The following is a 15,197-nucleotide window of genomic DNA, read 5'->3' as shown; positions in this document are numbered from 1 at the left end:
TTAATTTTCCAGATTGTTCAACAATTTGGTGCTGTGAGTGCTGGCGGGGCCGGTGGGCGGGCCGGGGTGTCGGGGTGTCGGGGTGTCAGTCGAAGACGACCGTGCGCGTCCCGTCGAGGAGGACGCGGTGTTCGGCGTGCCACTGGACGGCCTGGGCCAGGGTGCGTGCCTCCACGGCACGGCCCACGGCAACAAACTTCTCCACCGAGTGCCCGTGGGACACGCGGATCACTTCCTGCTCGATGATGGGACCCTCATCCAGGGTGGCCGTCACATAGTGCGCGGTGGCCCCGATGATCTTCACGCCCCTGGCGTGGGCCTGGTGGTACGGCCTGGCACCCTTGAAGGAGGGCAGGAAGGAGTGGTGGATGTTGATGGCCCGGCCCGCGAGGTGGCGGCACAGGCCGTCGGAGAGCACCTGCATGTAGCGGGCCAGCACCACCAGCTCCACCTCGTGCTCGGCCACCAGCTCCAACAGGGCCGCTTCCGCCTCGGCCTTGGTGTCCGGCGTGACGGGGATGTAGTAAAACGGGATGCCATAAAACCTGGCAAGCGGCTCCAGGTCCCGGTGGTTGGAGACAATGGCCGGGATCTCAATGGGCAGGGTGCCCGAACGCTGCAGGAACAACAGGTCGTTGATGCAGTGCGCGGCCTTGGATGCCAGGATCAGCGTCCGCACGGGCGCGCCGGCACGGTGCAGCTGCCAGTTGAGGCTGAACTGACCGGCGACGCCGTCGAGGTGCTCGCGGAGGCGGCTGAACGACGTCGTGGTTTCCACCGCAACCCGCATGAAAAAAGTGCCCGTGTCCGGGCTGCCGTACTGCTGGGAGTCGGTGATGTTGCAGCCCGCTTCCAGCAGGGAACCGGACACGGCGTGGACGATGCCGGGCTGGTCGGCGCAGGAGAGCGTCAGGACATAGCCGCGGGCGGCATGCGGGGCGGGGGAGGTCGAGTCAGTCACCCCGCCAACGTTACCGTCCCGCCGTGGCCCTGTACTACAGTTAAGGGGTTGCGACTGGCGATGAGGTGGGCCACCACCGGGGAGCAGCACGAGCGAGGACCCCTGGGATCGTACGCCTGGGACAAGGGGTCGCGACTGCCAGCAAAAGTAGTTTGGCGGTGGCCATGCCGTGCCCGCAGCTTCACACAGCGAAGCAGCCTGCAGGTGCACGCGTCCACCGGATAATCTGGCTAAGAAGTGTTTTTTCGTGTAGTCCATCCAGGAGTCCTGAATGTCCAATACCGCCACACAGTCCGTGACCAATGTCCCGCTCGCCGAGCTGGACCCTGAAATTGCCGCCGTCCTGAAGGACGAGCTCGGCCGCCAGCGTGACACGCTGGAAATGATCGCCTCCGAAAACTTCGCCCCCCGCGCCGTCCTGGAAGCCCAGGGCTCCGTGCTGACCAACAAGTACGCCGAAGGCTACCCGGGCCGCCGCTACTACGGCGGCTGCGAATACGTCGACGTTGCCGAGAACCTCGCCATCCAGCGCGTCAAGGACCTCTTCGGCGCCGAGTACGCCAACGTCCAGCCGCACTCCGGCGCCCAGGCCAACGCCGCCGCGCTTGCTGCCATGATCAACCCCGGCGACAAGATCCTGGGCCTGTCCCTGGCGCACGGCGGGCACCTGACCCACGGCATGAAGCTGAACTTCTCCGGCAAGCTGTACCAGGTCGCCGCCTACCAGGTCGAAGAGGACACCTTCCGCATCGACATGGACAAACTGCGCGGGCAGGCCATTGCCGAGAAGCCCCAGGTCATCATCGCCGGCTGGTCCGCCTACCCCCGACAGCTCGATTTTGCGGCGTTCCGCTCCATCGCCGACGAGGTGGGCGCACTGCTCTGGACCGACATGGCCCACTTTGCCGGCCTGGTTGCCGCCGGCCTGCACCCGAACCCGGTGCCGTACTCCGACGTCGTCACCTCCACCGTGCACAAGACCCTGGCAGGCCCCCGCTCCGGGGTGATCCTGGCCAAGGAGGAATGGGCCAGGAAGCTCAACTCCGCCGTGTTCCCCGGACAGCAGGGCGGCCCGCTCATGCACGTCATTGCCGCCAAGGCGGTGGCCTTCAAGGTTGCCGCGGGCCAGGAGTTCAAGGAGCGCCAGCAGCGCGTCCTGGAGGGCGCCAAGATCATCGCGGACCGCCTGAACGCCGCCGACGTCGCGGACGCCGGCGTGTCCGTGCTGACCGGCGGCACCGACGTGCACCTGGTGCTCGTGGACCTGCGCAACTCCCAGCTGGACGGCAAGCAGGCCGAGGACCTCCTGCACACCGTCGGCATCACGGTCAACCGCAACGCCGTCCCGTTCGACCCGCGCCCCCCGATGGTCACCTCCGGCCTGCGCATCGGCACCCCGGCACTGGCCACCCGCGGCTTCGGGGCCGCGGAATTCACCGAGGTTGCCGAGATCATCGCCACCGCACTGAAGGGCAACGCCGACGTCGACGCCCTCAGCGCACGTGTGAAGAAGCTCGCCGAGGATTTCCCCCTCTACCCGGGCCAGGAAGAATGGTAACCTCCGTGCCCGCGGCAAGGACCGCGCAAATCCTCGACGGCAAGGCCACCGCGGCTGCCATCAAGGACGAACTGAAGGAGCGGGTCGCGGCGCTCGCAGCCCGGGGCACCACCCCGGGCCTGGGCACCATCCTGGTCGGGGACGACCCCGGGTCGAAGTGGTACGTGGCCGGCAAGCACAGGGACTGCGCCGAGGTGGGCATCAACTCCCTGCGCATCGACCTGCCAGAAACCGCCACGCAGGAGGAGGTGCTCGACGCCGTCCGCCGGCTCAACGGGGACCCCGCCTGCACCGGCTACATTGTCCAGCTGCCGCTGCCGGCGCACATCGACCAGGACGTGGTGCTTGAGGCCATCGACCCGGCCAAGGATGCCGACGGCCTGCACCCGATGAACCTGGGCCGCCTGGTGGCCAACGTCAACCGGCCCATGGCCTCGCCGCTGCCCTGCACGCCCAAGGGCTGCGTTGAACTGCTGCGCCGCCACGGGATCGAACTGAACGGCAAGAAGGTCCTGGTGGTGGGCCGCGGCGTGACGATCGGCCGGCCCGTGGGCCTGCTTCTCACGCGCCGGGACATCAACGCGACCGTCACCCTGGCCCACACGGGCACGGCGGACCTCGCCGCGGAACTGCGCCTGGCCGACGTCGTCATCGCCGCCGCAGGCCAGCCGCACATGATCAAGGCGGCGGACCTCAAGCCGGGTGCCATTGTGCTCGACGTCGGCGTCTCCCGCGTTGACGACGGCACGGGCAAGGCGGTTGTCACCGGGGACGTGGAGCCGGCCGCCCACGGCGTTGCCTCGTGGATTTCACCGAACCCCGGCGGCGTGGGCCCCATGACCCGGGCCATGCTGCTGGCGAACGTGGTGGAGGCCGCGGAGCGCGCCTGACGCACCGCGGCGGCGGGCCCGCGCACGACGGCCCTCGCGACCGGGCCCTCGCGACACAGGGCGGCGTACTCCCACCGGAGTACGCCGCCCTGCACGTCGGGGGTGATGTGCGCCGCCGGGCTGCCGGACTAGGCTCGTGCCATGAGGAGTGCGCGCCGTCGACGGCCTGTGGTGGCGGTGGCCGTGCTGGCCGCCGTGATCCAGCTGGCCGGCACCCACGTGGCGTCCGGGCGCCAGCCGCTCGCGCACCCGCTGGACGGGTTCGGCTACCTGCTGTTGCTCGCCGGGCCGGCGCTCCTGCTCCTGCACCGCCGCGCCCCGGAGGTCATGCTGGGCGGCACCGTGGCGGCCACGGCGGCGTACCTCGCCATCGGGTACCCGTGGGGCCCCTTCCCGCTCTCGATGGCCCTTGCCCTCATTCTGGCCACGGCCGCCCGCCGCCGGGTGTTCGCCTGGTCCGTGGCCGGCGCACTCGTTGCGGCCGTGTTCACCTGGGCCATTGTGCACGGAGGAGACCAGGACCTGGTCCGCGCCGGCGCGGCATCCGCCTGGCTCGTGATCCTGGTGCTCATCGGCGAGGGCGTGCGCCTGCGGCTGGAGCGGATGGCCGAGCGGCGTGCACATGCGCATGAGGCCAGGCAGCGGGCCGAGGACGAATACCGGCTGGCACTGGCCCGTGACATCCACGACGTCGTGGCCCATTCCCTGTCCATGATCAATGTCCGCGCCTCCGTGGCGCTGCACCTCGCCGACCGCGACCCGGACCAGCTCCGCCCCGCCCTCGAGGCCATCAAGACGGCCAGCAAGGAATCCCTGGTGCAGGTCCGCGAACTGCTGGGCGTGCTGCGCCAGGACGCCCCGCGCCAGCCCGGCCTGACCCTGGCCAACATCCCCGGCCTCGTCTCGGACGCCCAGCACGGCGGCCTGGCGGCCCGAATCGAGTACGACGGCGACCCCTCCGCCCTGCGCACCAGGCTGGGCCCCGAGCGGGAGGCGGTGGTGTACCGGGTGGTGCAGGAAGCGGTCACCAACGCGGTGCGACACTCCGGGGCGAAGCACCTCGCGGTGCACATCGGGCCCGTTTCCGGGGACGCGCTCACGGTTGCGGTGGACGACGACGGCACGGGCCGGCACGGCTCGCCCGAGGGCAACGGGCTGCGCGGCATGCGCGAACGGCTGGCCGGGATCGGCGGTTCCGTGGAACTGGTGGAGCTCAAGCCCGGACTGGGCGTGCACGCCCGGTTCCCGCTCGGTGACGAACCGGGCCCGGACGGTGGGCCGCCCGGCGCCGGCCCGGCAGGGAAACAGCCATGATCCGCATCCTCATCGCCGACGACCAAACGCTGATCCGGGCCGGCTTCCGTGCCCTCCTGGACGCCGAGGCGGACATGGAGGTGGTGGGAGAATCCGGCACCGGCAGCGGCACCCTGGCCCTGGCCCGCGAGCTGAAGCCGGACGTCATCCTCATGGACATCCGCATGCCCGGCGGCGACGGCCTGGAAGCCGGCGCCGCCATCCTGGCCGACCCCGCCCTCGCCGGCACGCACATCCTGGTCCTGACCACCTTCGAACTCGACGAATACATTGTGGAGGCCGTGCGCATTGGTGCCGCCGGCTTCCTGATCAAGGACACCGAACCTGCCGAACTGATCCGCGCCGTCCGTGTGGTGAACGACGGCGACGCCCTCCTCTCCCCGTCCGTCACCCGCCGCCTCATGGACGCCATGGCGCACGTGTCCCGGGACGTGGCCCCGCCGCCGGAACTGGCCCACATCACGGGACGGGAACGGGAGGTGCTGGCCCTGGTGGGCGAGGGGCTGAACAACGCCGAGATCGCTGCCCGCCTGTTCATCACACCCCTGACCGCCAAGACCCACGTGTCCCGGATCATGACCAAGCTGGCGGCACGCGACCGCGTCCAGCTGGTGGTCATCGCCTACGAGTCCGGCCTGGTCCGCCCCGGCTGGAACGTCTAGTCCCCACCGGCCGGCCCGAAAGGCCAAGCGGGGCGCACGGCCCGGGTCTCCCCGGGGAGTACAGGGGCGGGGCAAAGAGCCTCCCTGGGGCCGACGCCGCCGGGCCGGCGAAGCGGAAGAGTTGAAGCACAGCCGAAGGACGGCTGGCAACAACCATAAGGACGCACCATGATTGCAGCATTGAGCACACCGGCGGCACTTGCCGCACACGCCATGAACCACGGCTGGGGGTGGGGCGCAGGGCCGTGGTTCCTGCTCTTCCCGTTGTTCTGGCTGGTGGTGATCGTCCTGGCCATCATCTTCATCCCGCGCCGCCTGCGCCGCAGCCGGGCCTGGCACCACAGCCAGGGCGCCGAGTCGGTCCTGCGCGAACGCTTCGCCCGCGGCGAAATCGACGAGACCGAATACCGCCAGCGGCTGGAGGTGCTGCGCAGCCAGCCCCAGTAGTTCCAGCCCCCAATGGCCGGGCGGGGCAGTTCGCCGGTGGTGGAAGCGGGCACCGGCACCCGCCCGGGTTTGAGAGAATGGAACCATGACATCTCTTGGACCTGGAAAAATGACCAAACCCGGCAAGTTCACCGGCCTCGGCACCATTGTGCTGGCCATCGTCTTCCTGGTGGCCATCGTTTTCGCGGCCAACAACAGCACCGTGCTGGGCTGGGTCATTGCGGTCATCGCCTTTGGCTGGCTGGCGCTGTCCACCCTCGTCTACATCGGCGTCCACAAGGCAGCCGCGTTCGGCGCCCGCCAGGTCAAGCTCGCCCAGGCCGAAATGGCCCAGCGCAACAGCGCCCACGCCCCGTCCGGCGCCGGCACCCGGCTCGTGTCCGACGACGCCGGCTCCCGCCAGGCGGCCAAGGCACGCGAGCTGAAGCTGGAGCATTCCTTCAAGATCATCAGCGTCCAGATCGGCGTGGTCAACGAGTACCTGGGTAAGGACGACGCCATGGTGGCCCGCGCCCTGGAAACCATCGACATCACGGCCCGCAACGGCCGCGGAATGGTCAACCCGGACTGGGAAGCCCAGGAAGCAAAGATGGACGCCGGCATGGAAAAAAAGAATGCCGCCCGCGCCGCCGAAACCCAGCCGGGCACCCAGGGGCCGGACGACGACGAGCCGGTGACCGGCGTCGTGCTTGACTGACCGGACTGGAAAGGCGGGCAGGGGGAAACGGGTAAGGTGGATCAGGTGAGCAAGGGAACCCAAAACGGTCATTTGAGGATCGCAAGCGTCAACGTCAACGGCATCCGTGCCGCCTACAAGCACGGCATGGCCGACTGGCTGGCCGCACGCGACGTGGACATCCTGTGCCTGCAGGAGGTGCGTGCACCCGACGCCATTGTCCAGGGCTTCCTCGGGGAGGACTGGCACCTGCTGCACGCCGAGGCCGAGGCCAAGGGCCGCGCCGGCGTGCTGATCGCCTCGCGCAAGGACTCGCTGGAACCCACCGCCACGCGCGTTGGCATCGGCGACGACTACTTTGCCACCACGGGCCGCTGGGTCGAGGCGGACTACACCCTGCAGGATTCGGCCGGCCGGGACACCACACTGACGGTGGTCAGCGCCTACGTGCACTCCGGCGAGGCAGGCACGCCCAAGCAGGTTGACAAGTACCGCTTCCTGGACACCATGATCGCCCGGCTGCCGCAGCTGGCCGCCGCGAGCGACCACGCCCTGGTGGTGGGCGACCTGAACGTGGGCCACACCGAGCTGGACATCAAGAACTGGAAGGGCAACGTCAAGCGCGCCGGCTTCCTGCCCGAGGAACGCGCCTACTTTGACCGCTTCTTCGGCGCGGAAATCGGCTTCAAGGACGTGGCCCGGGAACTGGCCGGCCCCGTGGAAGGCCCGTACACGTGGTGGTCCAACCGCGGACAGGCCTTCACCAACGACACCGGCTGGCGGATCGACTACCACATGGCCACGCCGGGGCTCGCGGCCCTGGCCCAGCAGGCCGTGGTGGACCGTGCCGAATCGTATGAAACCCGCTTTTCCGACCATGCAGCACTGGTCGTCGACTACAAGTTCTAAAGGATTTTCCCTTCCATGAGTGAAACCGCAATCCGTCCCCGCGTCCTGTCCGGCATGCAGCCCTCCGGGGATTCCCTGCACCTGGGCAACTACCTGGGCGCCCTGGTCAACTGGGTCAAGACGCAGCACGACTACCAGACGCTGTTCTTCATCCCGGACATGCACGCCATCACCGTCACGCAGGACCCGGCGGAGCTGCGCGAACGGACCCGCAAGACGGCGGCGCAGTACATCGCAGGCGGCATCGACGTGGAAAAGTCCACCTTGTTTGTGCAGTCGCATGTGCCCGAACACGCCCAGCTCGCCTGGGTGCTCAACTGCATCACCGGCTTCGGCGAGGCCTCTCGCATGACGCAGTTCAAGGACAAGACGGCCAAGGGCGGGCAGGAAATGGCCAGCGTTGGCCTGTTCACCTACCCCGTGCTCATGGCCGCGGACATCCTGCTCTACCGGCCCCAGGGCGTGCCCGTTGGCGATGACCAGCGCCAGCACGTGGAACTGGCCCGGGACCTCGCCAAACGGTTCAACCACCGCTTTGGCGACACGTTCACCGTCCCGGAGGCCTTCATCCAGAAGGAGGGCGCACGCATCTACGACCTGCAAAATCCGACGGCGAAGATGTCCAAGTCCGCGTCCGGGCCGAACGGCCTGATCAACCTGCTGGACGACCCCAAGGTGACGGCCAAGCGGATCAAGTCCGCCGTGACCGATACCGACACCGTCATTGCCCACGACCGGGAGAACAAACCCGGCGTGACCAACCTCCTGGAGATCCTCTCCACGCTGACGGACACGCCCGTGGCGGCCCTGGTGGCCGGCTACGAAGGCAAGATGTACGGCCACCTGAAGGTGGATGTTGCAGACGCCGTCGTGGCCCGGATCGAGCCGATCCGCACGCGCACCCTGGAACTGCTCGACGACCCCGCCGAACTGGACCGGCTGCTGGCCCACGGTGCCGCGAAGGCCCGCGAAATTGCCGCCGTGACGCTGGCGGACGTCTACAACAAGGTGGGCTTCCTGCCACCCCTCGGGACGGTTGCATAACCATGCCGGGCATTGGCCAGAGCGGGGCGTCCCCGGCCCCGCACCCTGAAAGCCTGGGCGTGGTCATCTCGATGCCGCCCGCCCTGGCCGCCGAGCTCCACGCCTGGCGGGAATCCTACGCAGGACCGGGCAACGGCGCGGTGCCCGCCCACATCACACTGGTGTCCGGCCGCGCCCGCCATTCCTGGGACGAGGCCGCCGAGCACGTGCGCAAGGTGGCGCGGGAAGGTTCCCCCTTCACCGTCTCGCTGCGCGGCACCGGAACCTTTGCGCCGGTCTCCCCGGTCGTTTTCCTGAACGTGGACCGCGGGGCGGGGGAGTGCCGGAAACTGCACGACGAGCTGCTGGCCGGCCCGGTGGAGCACCTGCTGGACTTTGGGTTTGAACCGCACCTGACGGTGGCGCACGACCTTGACGCCGGCACCATGGCCCGGGCCGAGGCGGAAATGGCCGACTTTGCCGCGGAGCTGGAAGTCAACAGCATTGGCCTGTACGACTATGCCCAGGGCCGCTGGGAACTGTACGAGGAACTCGCCCTCGGGGGAGACACCACGGCCTAGGACGGCCCGCGGCCGCCGGCCTTGGCCCGTGGCTGGACCCAGTCCAAAAGGACGAAAGCCCTTGACCACGGGGTCCGTGCAGCGGTAAACCGGATGTGGCCTTCGGCCTGTCCGGAGGACGGCCAGGGTGGCAACGACGCCGCCCGTGAGGGCCGCTTCGAATGCTGTACGGAGGCCCACCATGCGATCTCGTACCGGAACCACTTTCCTTTCACTGGCAGGGGGCGCCGCACTCGTGGCGGCCGCCTGCTTGGCCGGCGTCCCCACCGCATCGCCGCCAGGTGCGGCCCTGCCCGCCGTCCACCCCGTGGTGAGTGACTACGTCCAGATCAACAGTTCCGCCACGCCACCCACGCAGGCCCAGTGCGCTTCCGTCGGACGGCGCTGCTTCACCCCGCAGTCCACGCGCGCAGCGTACAACGTGGGCCCGCTCTACGCTGCCGGCAACGACGGGACCGGCATGACCATCGCGATCGTCGATTCCTATGGCAGCGACACCATGGCCCACGACCTGCACGTGTACAACCAGGCCTTCAACCTGCCGGCCATGTGCGGGGAAGAATCCGTCACCTGCACACCCGGCATGCCCACCTTCAGCGAACTGCACCTGCAGGGCTCCCCGGCCACCAAGGCCCCGCCGTCCACGAGCAAGGGCACGGGACAGGAGGACAAGGCAGCCTGGGCGCTGGAAGTGGCCCTTGACGTCGAAACGGCCCATTCCATGGCCCCGGGAGCCAACATCCTGCTGGTCACCACGCCGACCGCTGAAACCCTCGGCGTCCAGGGCCTGCCCCAGATGATGGCGGCTGAACAGTACGTGGTGGACCACCACCTGGCCCAGGTCATCTCACAGAGCTTCGCCACCGCGGAGGATGCCTTCCCGGGCACCCAGTCGCTGCTGAACCTGCGCCACGCCTACATCTCCGCGGCCCGGAACGGCGTCACCGTCCTGGGCTCCTCCGGCGACGGCGGCTCGGCCAATCCGCCGAAGGCACCCGTGGCCGGCCCCAACGCGGGCGCGCCCTTCCCGTTCCCGACCGTTGAGTGGCCCGCGTCAGACCCGCTGGTCACCGGCGTCGGCGGGACCTACCTGTGCACCGATCCGACGGCGACCACCCTGCGGACCGTGGACAGCACCATCCCGCCCACGGCCTGCAAGTCCCATCCCGGGGCCGCAGAGGTGGGCTGGATCGCCTCGGGCGGCGGATTCAGCCACGTCTTTGCCCGCCCCAGTTACCAGTCGGCGCTGCCGGCCGGCAGCACGCCCATCGGGGCCATGCGCGGCGTGCCCGACATCGCGCTGCAGGCCAGTGCCACGACGGGCGCCCTGGTGTACCTCTCGCTGCCGCCGGACGGGCTGGGCGGGCTCACTTGCGGCACCACTCCCTGCAGCACGGGCTGGTATGACATCGGCGGAACGTCGCTGGCCTGCCCGCAGTGGGCCGGGCTGGTGGCCATCGCCGCGCAGATGAACGGGGGCGGCCTGGGCCCGATCAACCCGGCGCTGTACAGGCTCGGAGCCGGGGCGGCGTACGCCAGCGACTTCTACGACGTGACAACCGGCAACAACACCCTCGATCCCTCGGTTCCGGGCTACCCGGCGTCGACGGGATGGGACCCTGTCACCGGGCTGGGCACGCCGAATGCCGCGGCGCTGCTTCCCGACCTGGTCGCTGCGGTGCGCGCGGGCTGAGCGCCAGGGAGATTCTGGCCGCCGGTCAATCGTGTCGCTGATTGGGCTGGTCGAAATCCGGTCCCTTGGGCCCAAGCCCGACCGGCGACGCGGGCTCGACCAGCGGCGGGAACGCAAAGGCGCCGCCCCCTCGAAAGGGGGCGGCGCCTTTGCAATCGGCGAAACCAGGCCGGAACTAGACCTGGCGGGCCAGGATGGCCTGCTTGACCTCGGCGATGGCCTGCGTGACCTGGATGCCGCGGGGGCATGCCTCGGTGCAGTTGAAGGTGGTGCGGCAGCGCCACACGCCTTCCTTGTCGTTGAGGATCTCCAGGCGCATGTCGCCGGCATCGTCGCGGGAATCGAAGATGAAACGGTGTGCGTTGACGATGGCGGCCGGGCCAAAGTACTGCCCGTCGGTCCAGAACACCGGGCAGGACGACGTGCACGCGGCACACAGGATGCACTTGGTGGTGTCGTCAAAACGCTCGCGCTCCTCGGCGGACTGCAGGCGCTCCTTGGACGGCTCGTGGCCCCGGTTGATCAGGAAGGGCATGATCTCGCGGTAGGACTGGAAGAACGGTTCCATGTCCACGATCAGGTCCTTCTCCACCGGCAGGCCCTTGATGGGCTCCACCGTGATGGGCTTGGACGTGTCCAGGTCCTTCAGGAGGGTCTTGCAGGCCAGGCGGTTGCGGCCGTTGATGCGCATGGCATCGGAACCACACACGCCGTGCGCACAGGAGCGGCGGAAGGACAGCGAACCGTCCTGCTCCCACTTGACCTTGTGGAGGGCGTCCAGCACGCGGTCCGTGCCGTACATGGTCATGGTGAAGTCTTCCCAGGTCGAGTCCTCGGAGAACTCCGGGTCGTACCGGCGCACGCGCAGCGTCACGTCAAAGGTGGGGATTTCGCCACCGCCGCCCATGTGGGCGGGCAGTTCAATTTTGGACGCCGGCTCGGGAGCGGTCTCGGCGGTTTCAATGGGGCTCATTAGTACTTCCTCACCATCGGCTCGTAGCGCGTGACAACAACAGGCTTGGTTTCCAGGCGGATGCCGGCAATGTGCTCCTGGGAGCTTTCAGCCGTCACGCCGGAATCCTTGTACGCCATGGAGTGCTTCATGAAGTTCACGTCGTCACGGTCCGGGAAATCCTCACGGAAGTGGCCGCCGCGGGACTCCTGGCGGTGCAGGGCCGCAACCGTCATGACCTTGGCCAGTTCCAGCAGGAAGCCCAGTTCCACGGCCTCGAGCAGGTCAAGGTTGAAGCGCTTGCCCTTGTCCTGGACGGTGATGCGCGAGTAGCGCTCCTCGAACGTGGCAATGTCCGCCAGCACCCGGTCAATGGACTCGGCCGTGCGGAACACCTGCATGTTGGCGTCCATGGTGTCCTGCAGGTCCTTGCGGATCGCGGCCACCTTTTCGCCGCCGTCGGACGTGCGGACGTGGTCCAGCAGCGCGGCAGTGGCAGCTTCCGGGTTTTCCGGCAGGTCCACGAACTCGGCCGTCTTGGCATACTGGGCAGCGGCCACACCGGCACGCTTGCCAAACACGTTGATGTCCAGCAGCGAGTTGGTGCCCAGGCGGTTGGAGCCGTGCACGGACACGCAGGCCACCTCACCGGCGGCGTACAGGCCGGGAATGATGGTGTCGTTGTCCTGGAGGACCTCCGCACCGATGTTCGTGGGCACGCCGCCCATCGCGTAGTGGGCGGTGGGGAACACCGGGACGGGCTCGGTGTACGGTTCCACGCCCAGGTAGGTGCGGGCGAACTCGGTGATGTCCGGGAGCTTGGCGTCGATGTGCGCCGGCTCCAGGTGCGTCAGGTCCAACAGGACGTAGTCCTTGTTCGGTCCGCAGCCGCGGCCTTCACGGACTTCGTTGGCCATGGAGCGGGCCACGATGTCACGCGGCGCCAGGTCCTTGATGGTCGGGGCGTAGCGTTCCATGAACCGCTCGCCGTCGGAGTTGCGCAGGATGGCGCCCTCGCCGCGGGCGGCCTCGGAGAGCAGGATGCCCAGCCCGGCCAGGCCTGTCGGGTGGAACTGGAAGAATTCCATGTCCTCCAGGGGGATGCCCCGGCGGAACGCGATGCCCATGCCGTCGCCGGTCAGGGTGTGGGCGTTGGAGGTGGTCTTGAAGACCTTGCCCGCGCCGCCGGTGGCGAGGATGACGGACTTGGCCTGGAAGACGTGCAGCTCGCCCGTGGCCAGGTCGTAGGAGACGACGCCGGCAATGCGCTTCTGCTTGTACGGCGTACCGTCCGCGCGGGTTGCGTCCACTTCGACGGTCAGCAGGTCCAGGACGTAGTACTCGTTGTAGAACTCAACGTTGTGCTTGACGCAGTTTTGGTACAGCGTCTGCAGGATCATGTGTCCCGTGCGGTCCGCGGCGTAGCAGGACCGGCGCACCGGGGCCTTGCCGTGGTCGCGGGTGTGCCCGCCGAAGCGGCGCTGGTCAATCCGCCCCTCGGGCGTGCGGTTGAACGGCAGGCCCATCTTTTCCAGGTCGATCACCGCGTCGATGGCTTCCTTCGCCATGACCTCGGCCGCGTCCTGGTCGACCAGGTAGTCGCCGCCCTTGACGGTGTCAAAGGTGTGCCATTCCCAGTTGTCTTCCTCCACGTTGGCCAGTGCGGCACACATGCCGCCCTGGGCCGCACCGGTGTGCGAGCGGGTGGGGTAGAGCTTGGTCAGTACGGCTGTGCGGGCATTCTGTCCGGCTTCAATGGCGGCACGCATTCCTGCGCCACCGGCCCCGACGATGATGACGTCGTATTTGTGGACCTGCATACTGGATGCTCTTTCTCTCTTTACTGCATTCAAATTGCTGCTGTTCACTTCTGCCCCGGGCCGCTCACGGCCCGGGTGCCCAAAAACTAGGGGACAGGGCAGAAGGACGGAAGGTCGACGACTGCACCGGCCGGGCAGGGATCAAAGGTGAAGATCACCAGGGTCCCCAGCACAACGATGACGACGGCGGCCGCGTAGAGGACGCCCTTGAGCGTCATGCGCGTGCCATTGCGGTCGGCGTAGTCGTTGATGATGGTGCGCACGCCGTTGGTCCCGTGCAGCATGGCCAGCCACAACATGGCCAGGTCCCACCACTGCCAGAACGGGCTGGCCCACTTGCCGGCCACAAAGCCGAAGTCGATCTGGTGGATGCCGCCGCCGAGCATGAGGTTCACGAACAGGTGGCCGAAAATCAGCACCACCAGCACCACGCCGGACATGCGCATGAACAGCCATGCGACCATCTCAAAGCTGGAGTGCGAGCCCTTGTTGCGCTTGTACTTGGGCGACTGTGCGCTGTTGGAACGCGGTGACGCAATAACGTTGGAACTCACTTAGTGCCCCCCGAAGACGATGGAGAGGTGGCGGATCAGGAACGGAATCATGACCACAACCCAGACGATCAAGACGGTCCAGAGCATCTGCCGCTGGTACTTGGGGCCCTTCTTCCAAAAGTCGATCGCAATGATGCGCAGGCCGTTGAAGGCGTGGAACACGATCGCCGCGACCAGGGCGGCTTCGCCCAGGCCCATAATGGGGTTCTTGTACGCCCCGATGACTGCTGTGTACGCTTCCGGGGACACTCGCACGAGAGAGGTGTCCAGGACGTGCACCAACAGGAAAACGAAAATCACTACACCGGTAATCCGGTGTCCCACCCATGACCACATGCCTTCACGGCCGCGGTACAGAGTGCCAGCTGGTTTTGTCGGCACTGAATAAACCTTCCTGCATCACCGTGGCGCTGGCGTGGTTCCACGCGGGGAAACGCACACGGCGTGAGCACTCATAACTTTGCCTAAATTTAGGCTTCGCTTACAGCATATTCAACTTAGGCGCTCCTTGCCCCATGGCAAAGATCACAGGGGGCGGACAAATTGATGGTGTAATGCCCGTTTGTGCAGCCCTCGACCCATCCCTGCGGCGACGCCGGGGCGCCCCGTCGGCACGCAAAGGGTGGGATTTTCCGCCAAATCACGGCGTTCGCGCGTGCATCGCCTAGGCTGGGCAGTGATGAATACGCCAACACGGGACGACTCCGTCCAGCCTGGGACCAGCCCGCTCGACAAATTTTTTGCCGTTATTCCGGCCGGGGGTGTCGGGACCAGGCTGTGGCCTTTGTCGCGGGCGGCGGCGCCGAAGTTTTTGCATGACTTGACGGGGAGCGGGAGTACGTTGATCCGGGCGACGTATGACCGGTTGCAGCCGTTGAGTGGGAACCGGATTTTGTTGGTGACCGGGGAGGCGCATCGGGAGGCGGTGTGCCGGCAGTTGCCGGAGCTGGCCGATGATGACCTGGTGTTGGAGACGGAGCCGAAGGATTCCGGGGCGGCGATCGGGTTGGCGGCGGCGATTTTGTTTTTGCGGGACCCGCAGACCATCATGGGTTCCTTTGCCGCGGATCAGGTGATCAGTCCGGAGGGGGCGTTCCGGGATGCGGTGCGGGAGGCGATTTTTACGGCGGCGACGGGGAAGATTGTCACGATCGGGA

At 67.6% G+C, this 15,197-nt stretch carries 16 protein-coding genes; 11 read left to right on the top strand and 5 right to left on the bottom strand.

Translation table 11 applies throughout. The annotated features are described in order from the left end of the window. Nucleotides 1-85: 85 nt before the first annotated feature. Entirely contained in the window at nt 86-961 is an 876-nt protein-coding gene (gene purU, locus MMF96_RS12435) for a formyltetrahydrofolate deformylase (protein WP_256883710.1), read from the bottom strand. Nucleotides 962-1,232: 271 nt separating this feature from the next. Between purU and glyA the strand changes: the two genes are divergently transcribed. The 10 genes from glyA (at nt 1,233) to MMF96_RS12385 (ending at nt 10,714) form a co-directional block, all read left to right on the top strand. Next, complete coding sequence (gene glyA / locus MMF96_RS12430; RefSeq protein WP_256883709.1) at nt 1,233-2,519, top strand: serine hydroxymethyltransferase; 1,287 nt, start codon at nt 1,233-1,235, stop codon at nt 2,517-2,519. Next, entirely contained in the window at nt 2,513-3,409 is an 897-nt protein-coding gene (locus MMF96_RS12425; protein WP_256883708.1) for a bifunctional methylenetetrahydrofolate dehydrogenase/methenyltetrahydrofolate cyclohydrolase, read from the top strand. The genes glyA and MMF96_RS12425 overlap by 7 nt, the downstream gene beginning before the upstream one ends. Before the next feature lie 141 nt (nt 3,410-3,550). Then, on the top strand, nt 3,551-4,723 hold the full coding sequence (locus MMF96_RS12420) for a sensor histidine kinase (RefSeq protein ID WP_256883707.1): 1,173 nt from the start codon (nt 3,551-3,553) through the stop codon (nt 4,721-4,723). Further along, the gene (locus MMF96_RS12415) at nt 4,720-5,385 is read left to right on the top strand and encodes a response regulator transcription factor (protein ID WP_176618265.1); all 666 of its coding nucleotides are present in this window, start codon (nt 4,720-4,722) and stop codon (nt 5,383-5,385) included. Before MMF96_RS12420 ends, MMF96_RS12415 begins: the two co-directional genes overlap by 4 nt. Nucleotides 5,386-5,553: 168 nt before the next feature. Continuing rightward, entirely contained in the window at nt 5,554-5,832 is a 279-nt protein-coding gene (locus MMF96_RS12410; RefSeq protein WP_176618266.1) for an SHOCT domain-containing protein, read from the top strand. Nucleotides 5,833-5,917: 85 nt separating this feature from the next. Further along, entirely contained in the window at nt 5,918-6,529 is a 612-nt protein-coding gene (locus tag MMF96_RS12405) for a hypothetical protein (RefSeq protein WP_176618267.1), read from the top strand. A 45-nt stretch (nt 6,530-6,574) separates the two neighbouring features. Next, on the top strand, nt 6,575-7,417 hold the full coding sequence (locus tag MMF96_RS12400) for an exodeoxyribonuclease III (RefSeq protein ID WP_371131054.1): 843 nt from the start codon (nt 6,575-6,577) through the stop codon (nt 7,415-7,417). A gap of 15 nt (nt 7,418-7,432) precedes the next feature. After that, entirely contained in the window at nt 7,433-8,461 is a 1,029-nt protein-coding gene (gene trpS, locus MMF96_RS12395) for a tryptophan--tRNA ligase (protein ID WP_176618269.1), read from the top strand. 2 nt (nt 8,462-8,463) lie between these two features. After that, nucleotides 8,464-9,021, top strand: a complete 558-nt coding sequence (locus tag MMF96_RS12390; protein WP_176618270.1) for a 2'-5' RNA ligase family protein — start codon at nt 8,464-8,466, stop codon at nt 9,019-9,021. A gap of 181 nt (nt 9,022-9,202) precedes the next feature. Then, nucleotides 9,203-10,714, top strand: coding sequence for a S53 family peptidase (locus MMF96_RS12385; protein ID WP_256883706.1), 1,512 nt, complete (start codon nt 9,203-9,205; stop codon nt 10,712-10,714). A gap of 175 nt (nt 10,715-10,889) precedes the next feature. On the opposite strand, the gene MMF96_RS12380 is transcribed toward MMF96_RS12385, so the two are convergent. The 4 genes from MMF96_RS12380 to sdhC form a co-directional block, all read right to left on the bottom strand. Next, nucleotides 10,890-11,687, bottom strand: a complete 798-nt coding sequence (locus MMF96_RS12380; protein WP_176618272.1) for a succinate dehydrogenase iron-sulfur subunit — start codon at nt 11,685-11,687, stop codon at nt 10,890-10,892. Then, entirely contained in the window at nt 11,687-13,486 is a 1,800-nt protein-coding gene (sdhA, locus tag MMF96_RS12375) for a succinate dehydrogenase flavoprotein subunit (RefSeq protein ID WP_256883705.1), read from the bottom strand. Before sdhA ends, MMF96_RS12380 begins: the two co-directional genes overlap by 1 nt. 86 nt (nt 13,487-13,572) lie before the next feature. After that, nucleotides 13,573-14,040, bottom strand: coding sequence for a succinate dehydrogenase hydrophobic membrane anchor subunit (locus MMF96_RS12370; protein WP_256883704.1), 468 nt, complete (start codon nt 14,038-14,040; stop codon nt 13,573-13,575). Beyond that, a complete protein-coding gene (sdhC, locus tag MMF96_RS12365) occupies nt 14,041-14,421 on the bottom strand; it encodes a succinate dehydrogenase, cytochrome b556 subunit (RefSeq protein ID WP_176618274.1) in 381 nt (126 codons plus the stop codon). It lies immediately after the preceding gene. Nucleotides 14,422-14,719: 298 nt separating this feature from the next. On the opposite strand from sdhC, the gene MMF96_RS12360 reads away from it, so the two are divergent. After that, a partial coding sequence (locus tag MMF96_RS12360; protein ID WP_256883703.1) for a sugar phosphate nucleotidyltransferase occupies nt 14,720-15,197 on the top strand: 478 nt, incomplete at its 3' end.

The sequence above is a fragment of the Arthrobacter sp. STN4 genome (assembly GCF_024539665.1).
Lineage (GTDB): Bacteria > Actinomycetota > Actinomycetes > Actinomycetales > Micrococcaceae > Specibacter.
This window is presented reverse-complemented; position numbering and strand designations above follow the sequence as displayed.

What these genes read in the sequence shown, in the direction of transcription:
- glyA (WP_256883709.1), top strand. Translation starts at nt 1,233, where the DNA reads ATGTCCAATACCGCCACACAGTCCGTGACCAATGTCCCGCTCGCCGAG.
- MMF96_RS12425 (WP_256883708.1), top strand. Translation starts at nt 2,513, where the DNA reads ATGGTAACCTCCGTGCCCGCGGCAAGGACCGCGCAAATCCTCGACGGC.
- MMF96_RS12420 (WP_256883707.1), top strand. Translation starts at nt 3,551, where the DNA reads ATGAGGAGTGCGCGCCGTCGACGGCCTGTGGTGGCGGTGGCCGTGCTG.
- MMF96_RS12415 (WP_176618265.1), top strand. Translation starts at nt 4,720, where the DNA reads ATGATCCGCATCCTCATCGCCGACGACCAAACGCTGATCCGGGCCGGC.
- MMF96_RS12410 (WP_176618266.1), top strand. Translation starts at nt 5,554, where the DNA reads ATGATTGCAGCATTGAGCACACCGGCGGCACTTGCCGCACACGCCATG.
- MMF96_RS12405 (WP_176618267.1), top strand. Translation starts at nt 5,918, where the DNA reads ATGACATCTCTTGGACCTGGAAAAATGACCAAACCCGGCAAGTTCACC.
- trpS (WP_176618269.1), top strand. Translation starts at nt 7,433, where the DNA reads ATGAGTGAAACCGCAATCCGTCCCCGCGTCCTGTCCGGCATGCAGCCC.
- MMF96_RS12390 (WP_176618270.1), top strand. Translation starts at nt 8,464, where the DNA reads ATGCCGGGCATTGGCCAGAGCGGGGCGTCCCCGGCCCCGCACCCTGAA.
- MMF96_RS12385 (WP_256883706.1), top strand. Translation starts at nt 9,203, where the DNA reads ATGCGATCTCGTACCGGAACCACTTTCCTTTCACTGGCAGGGGGCGCC.
- MMF96_RS12380 (WP_176618272.1), bottom strand. Translation starts at nt 11,687, where the DNA reads ATGAGCCCCATTGAAACCGCCGAGACCGCTCCCGAGCCGGCGTCCAAA.
- sdhA (WP_256883705.1), bottom strand. Translation starts at nt 13,486, where the DNA reads ATGCAGGTCCACAAATACGACGTCATCATCGTCGGGGCCGGTGGCGCA.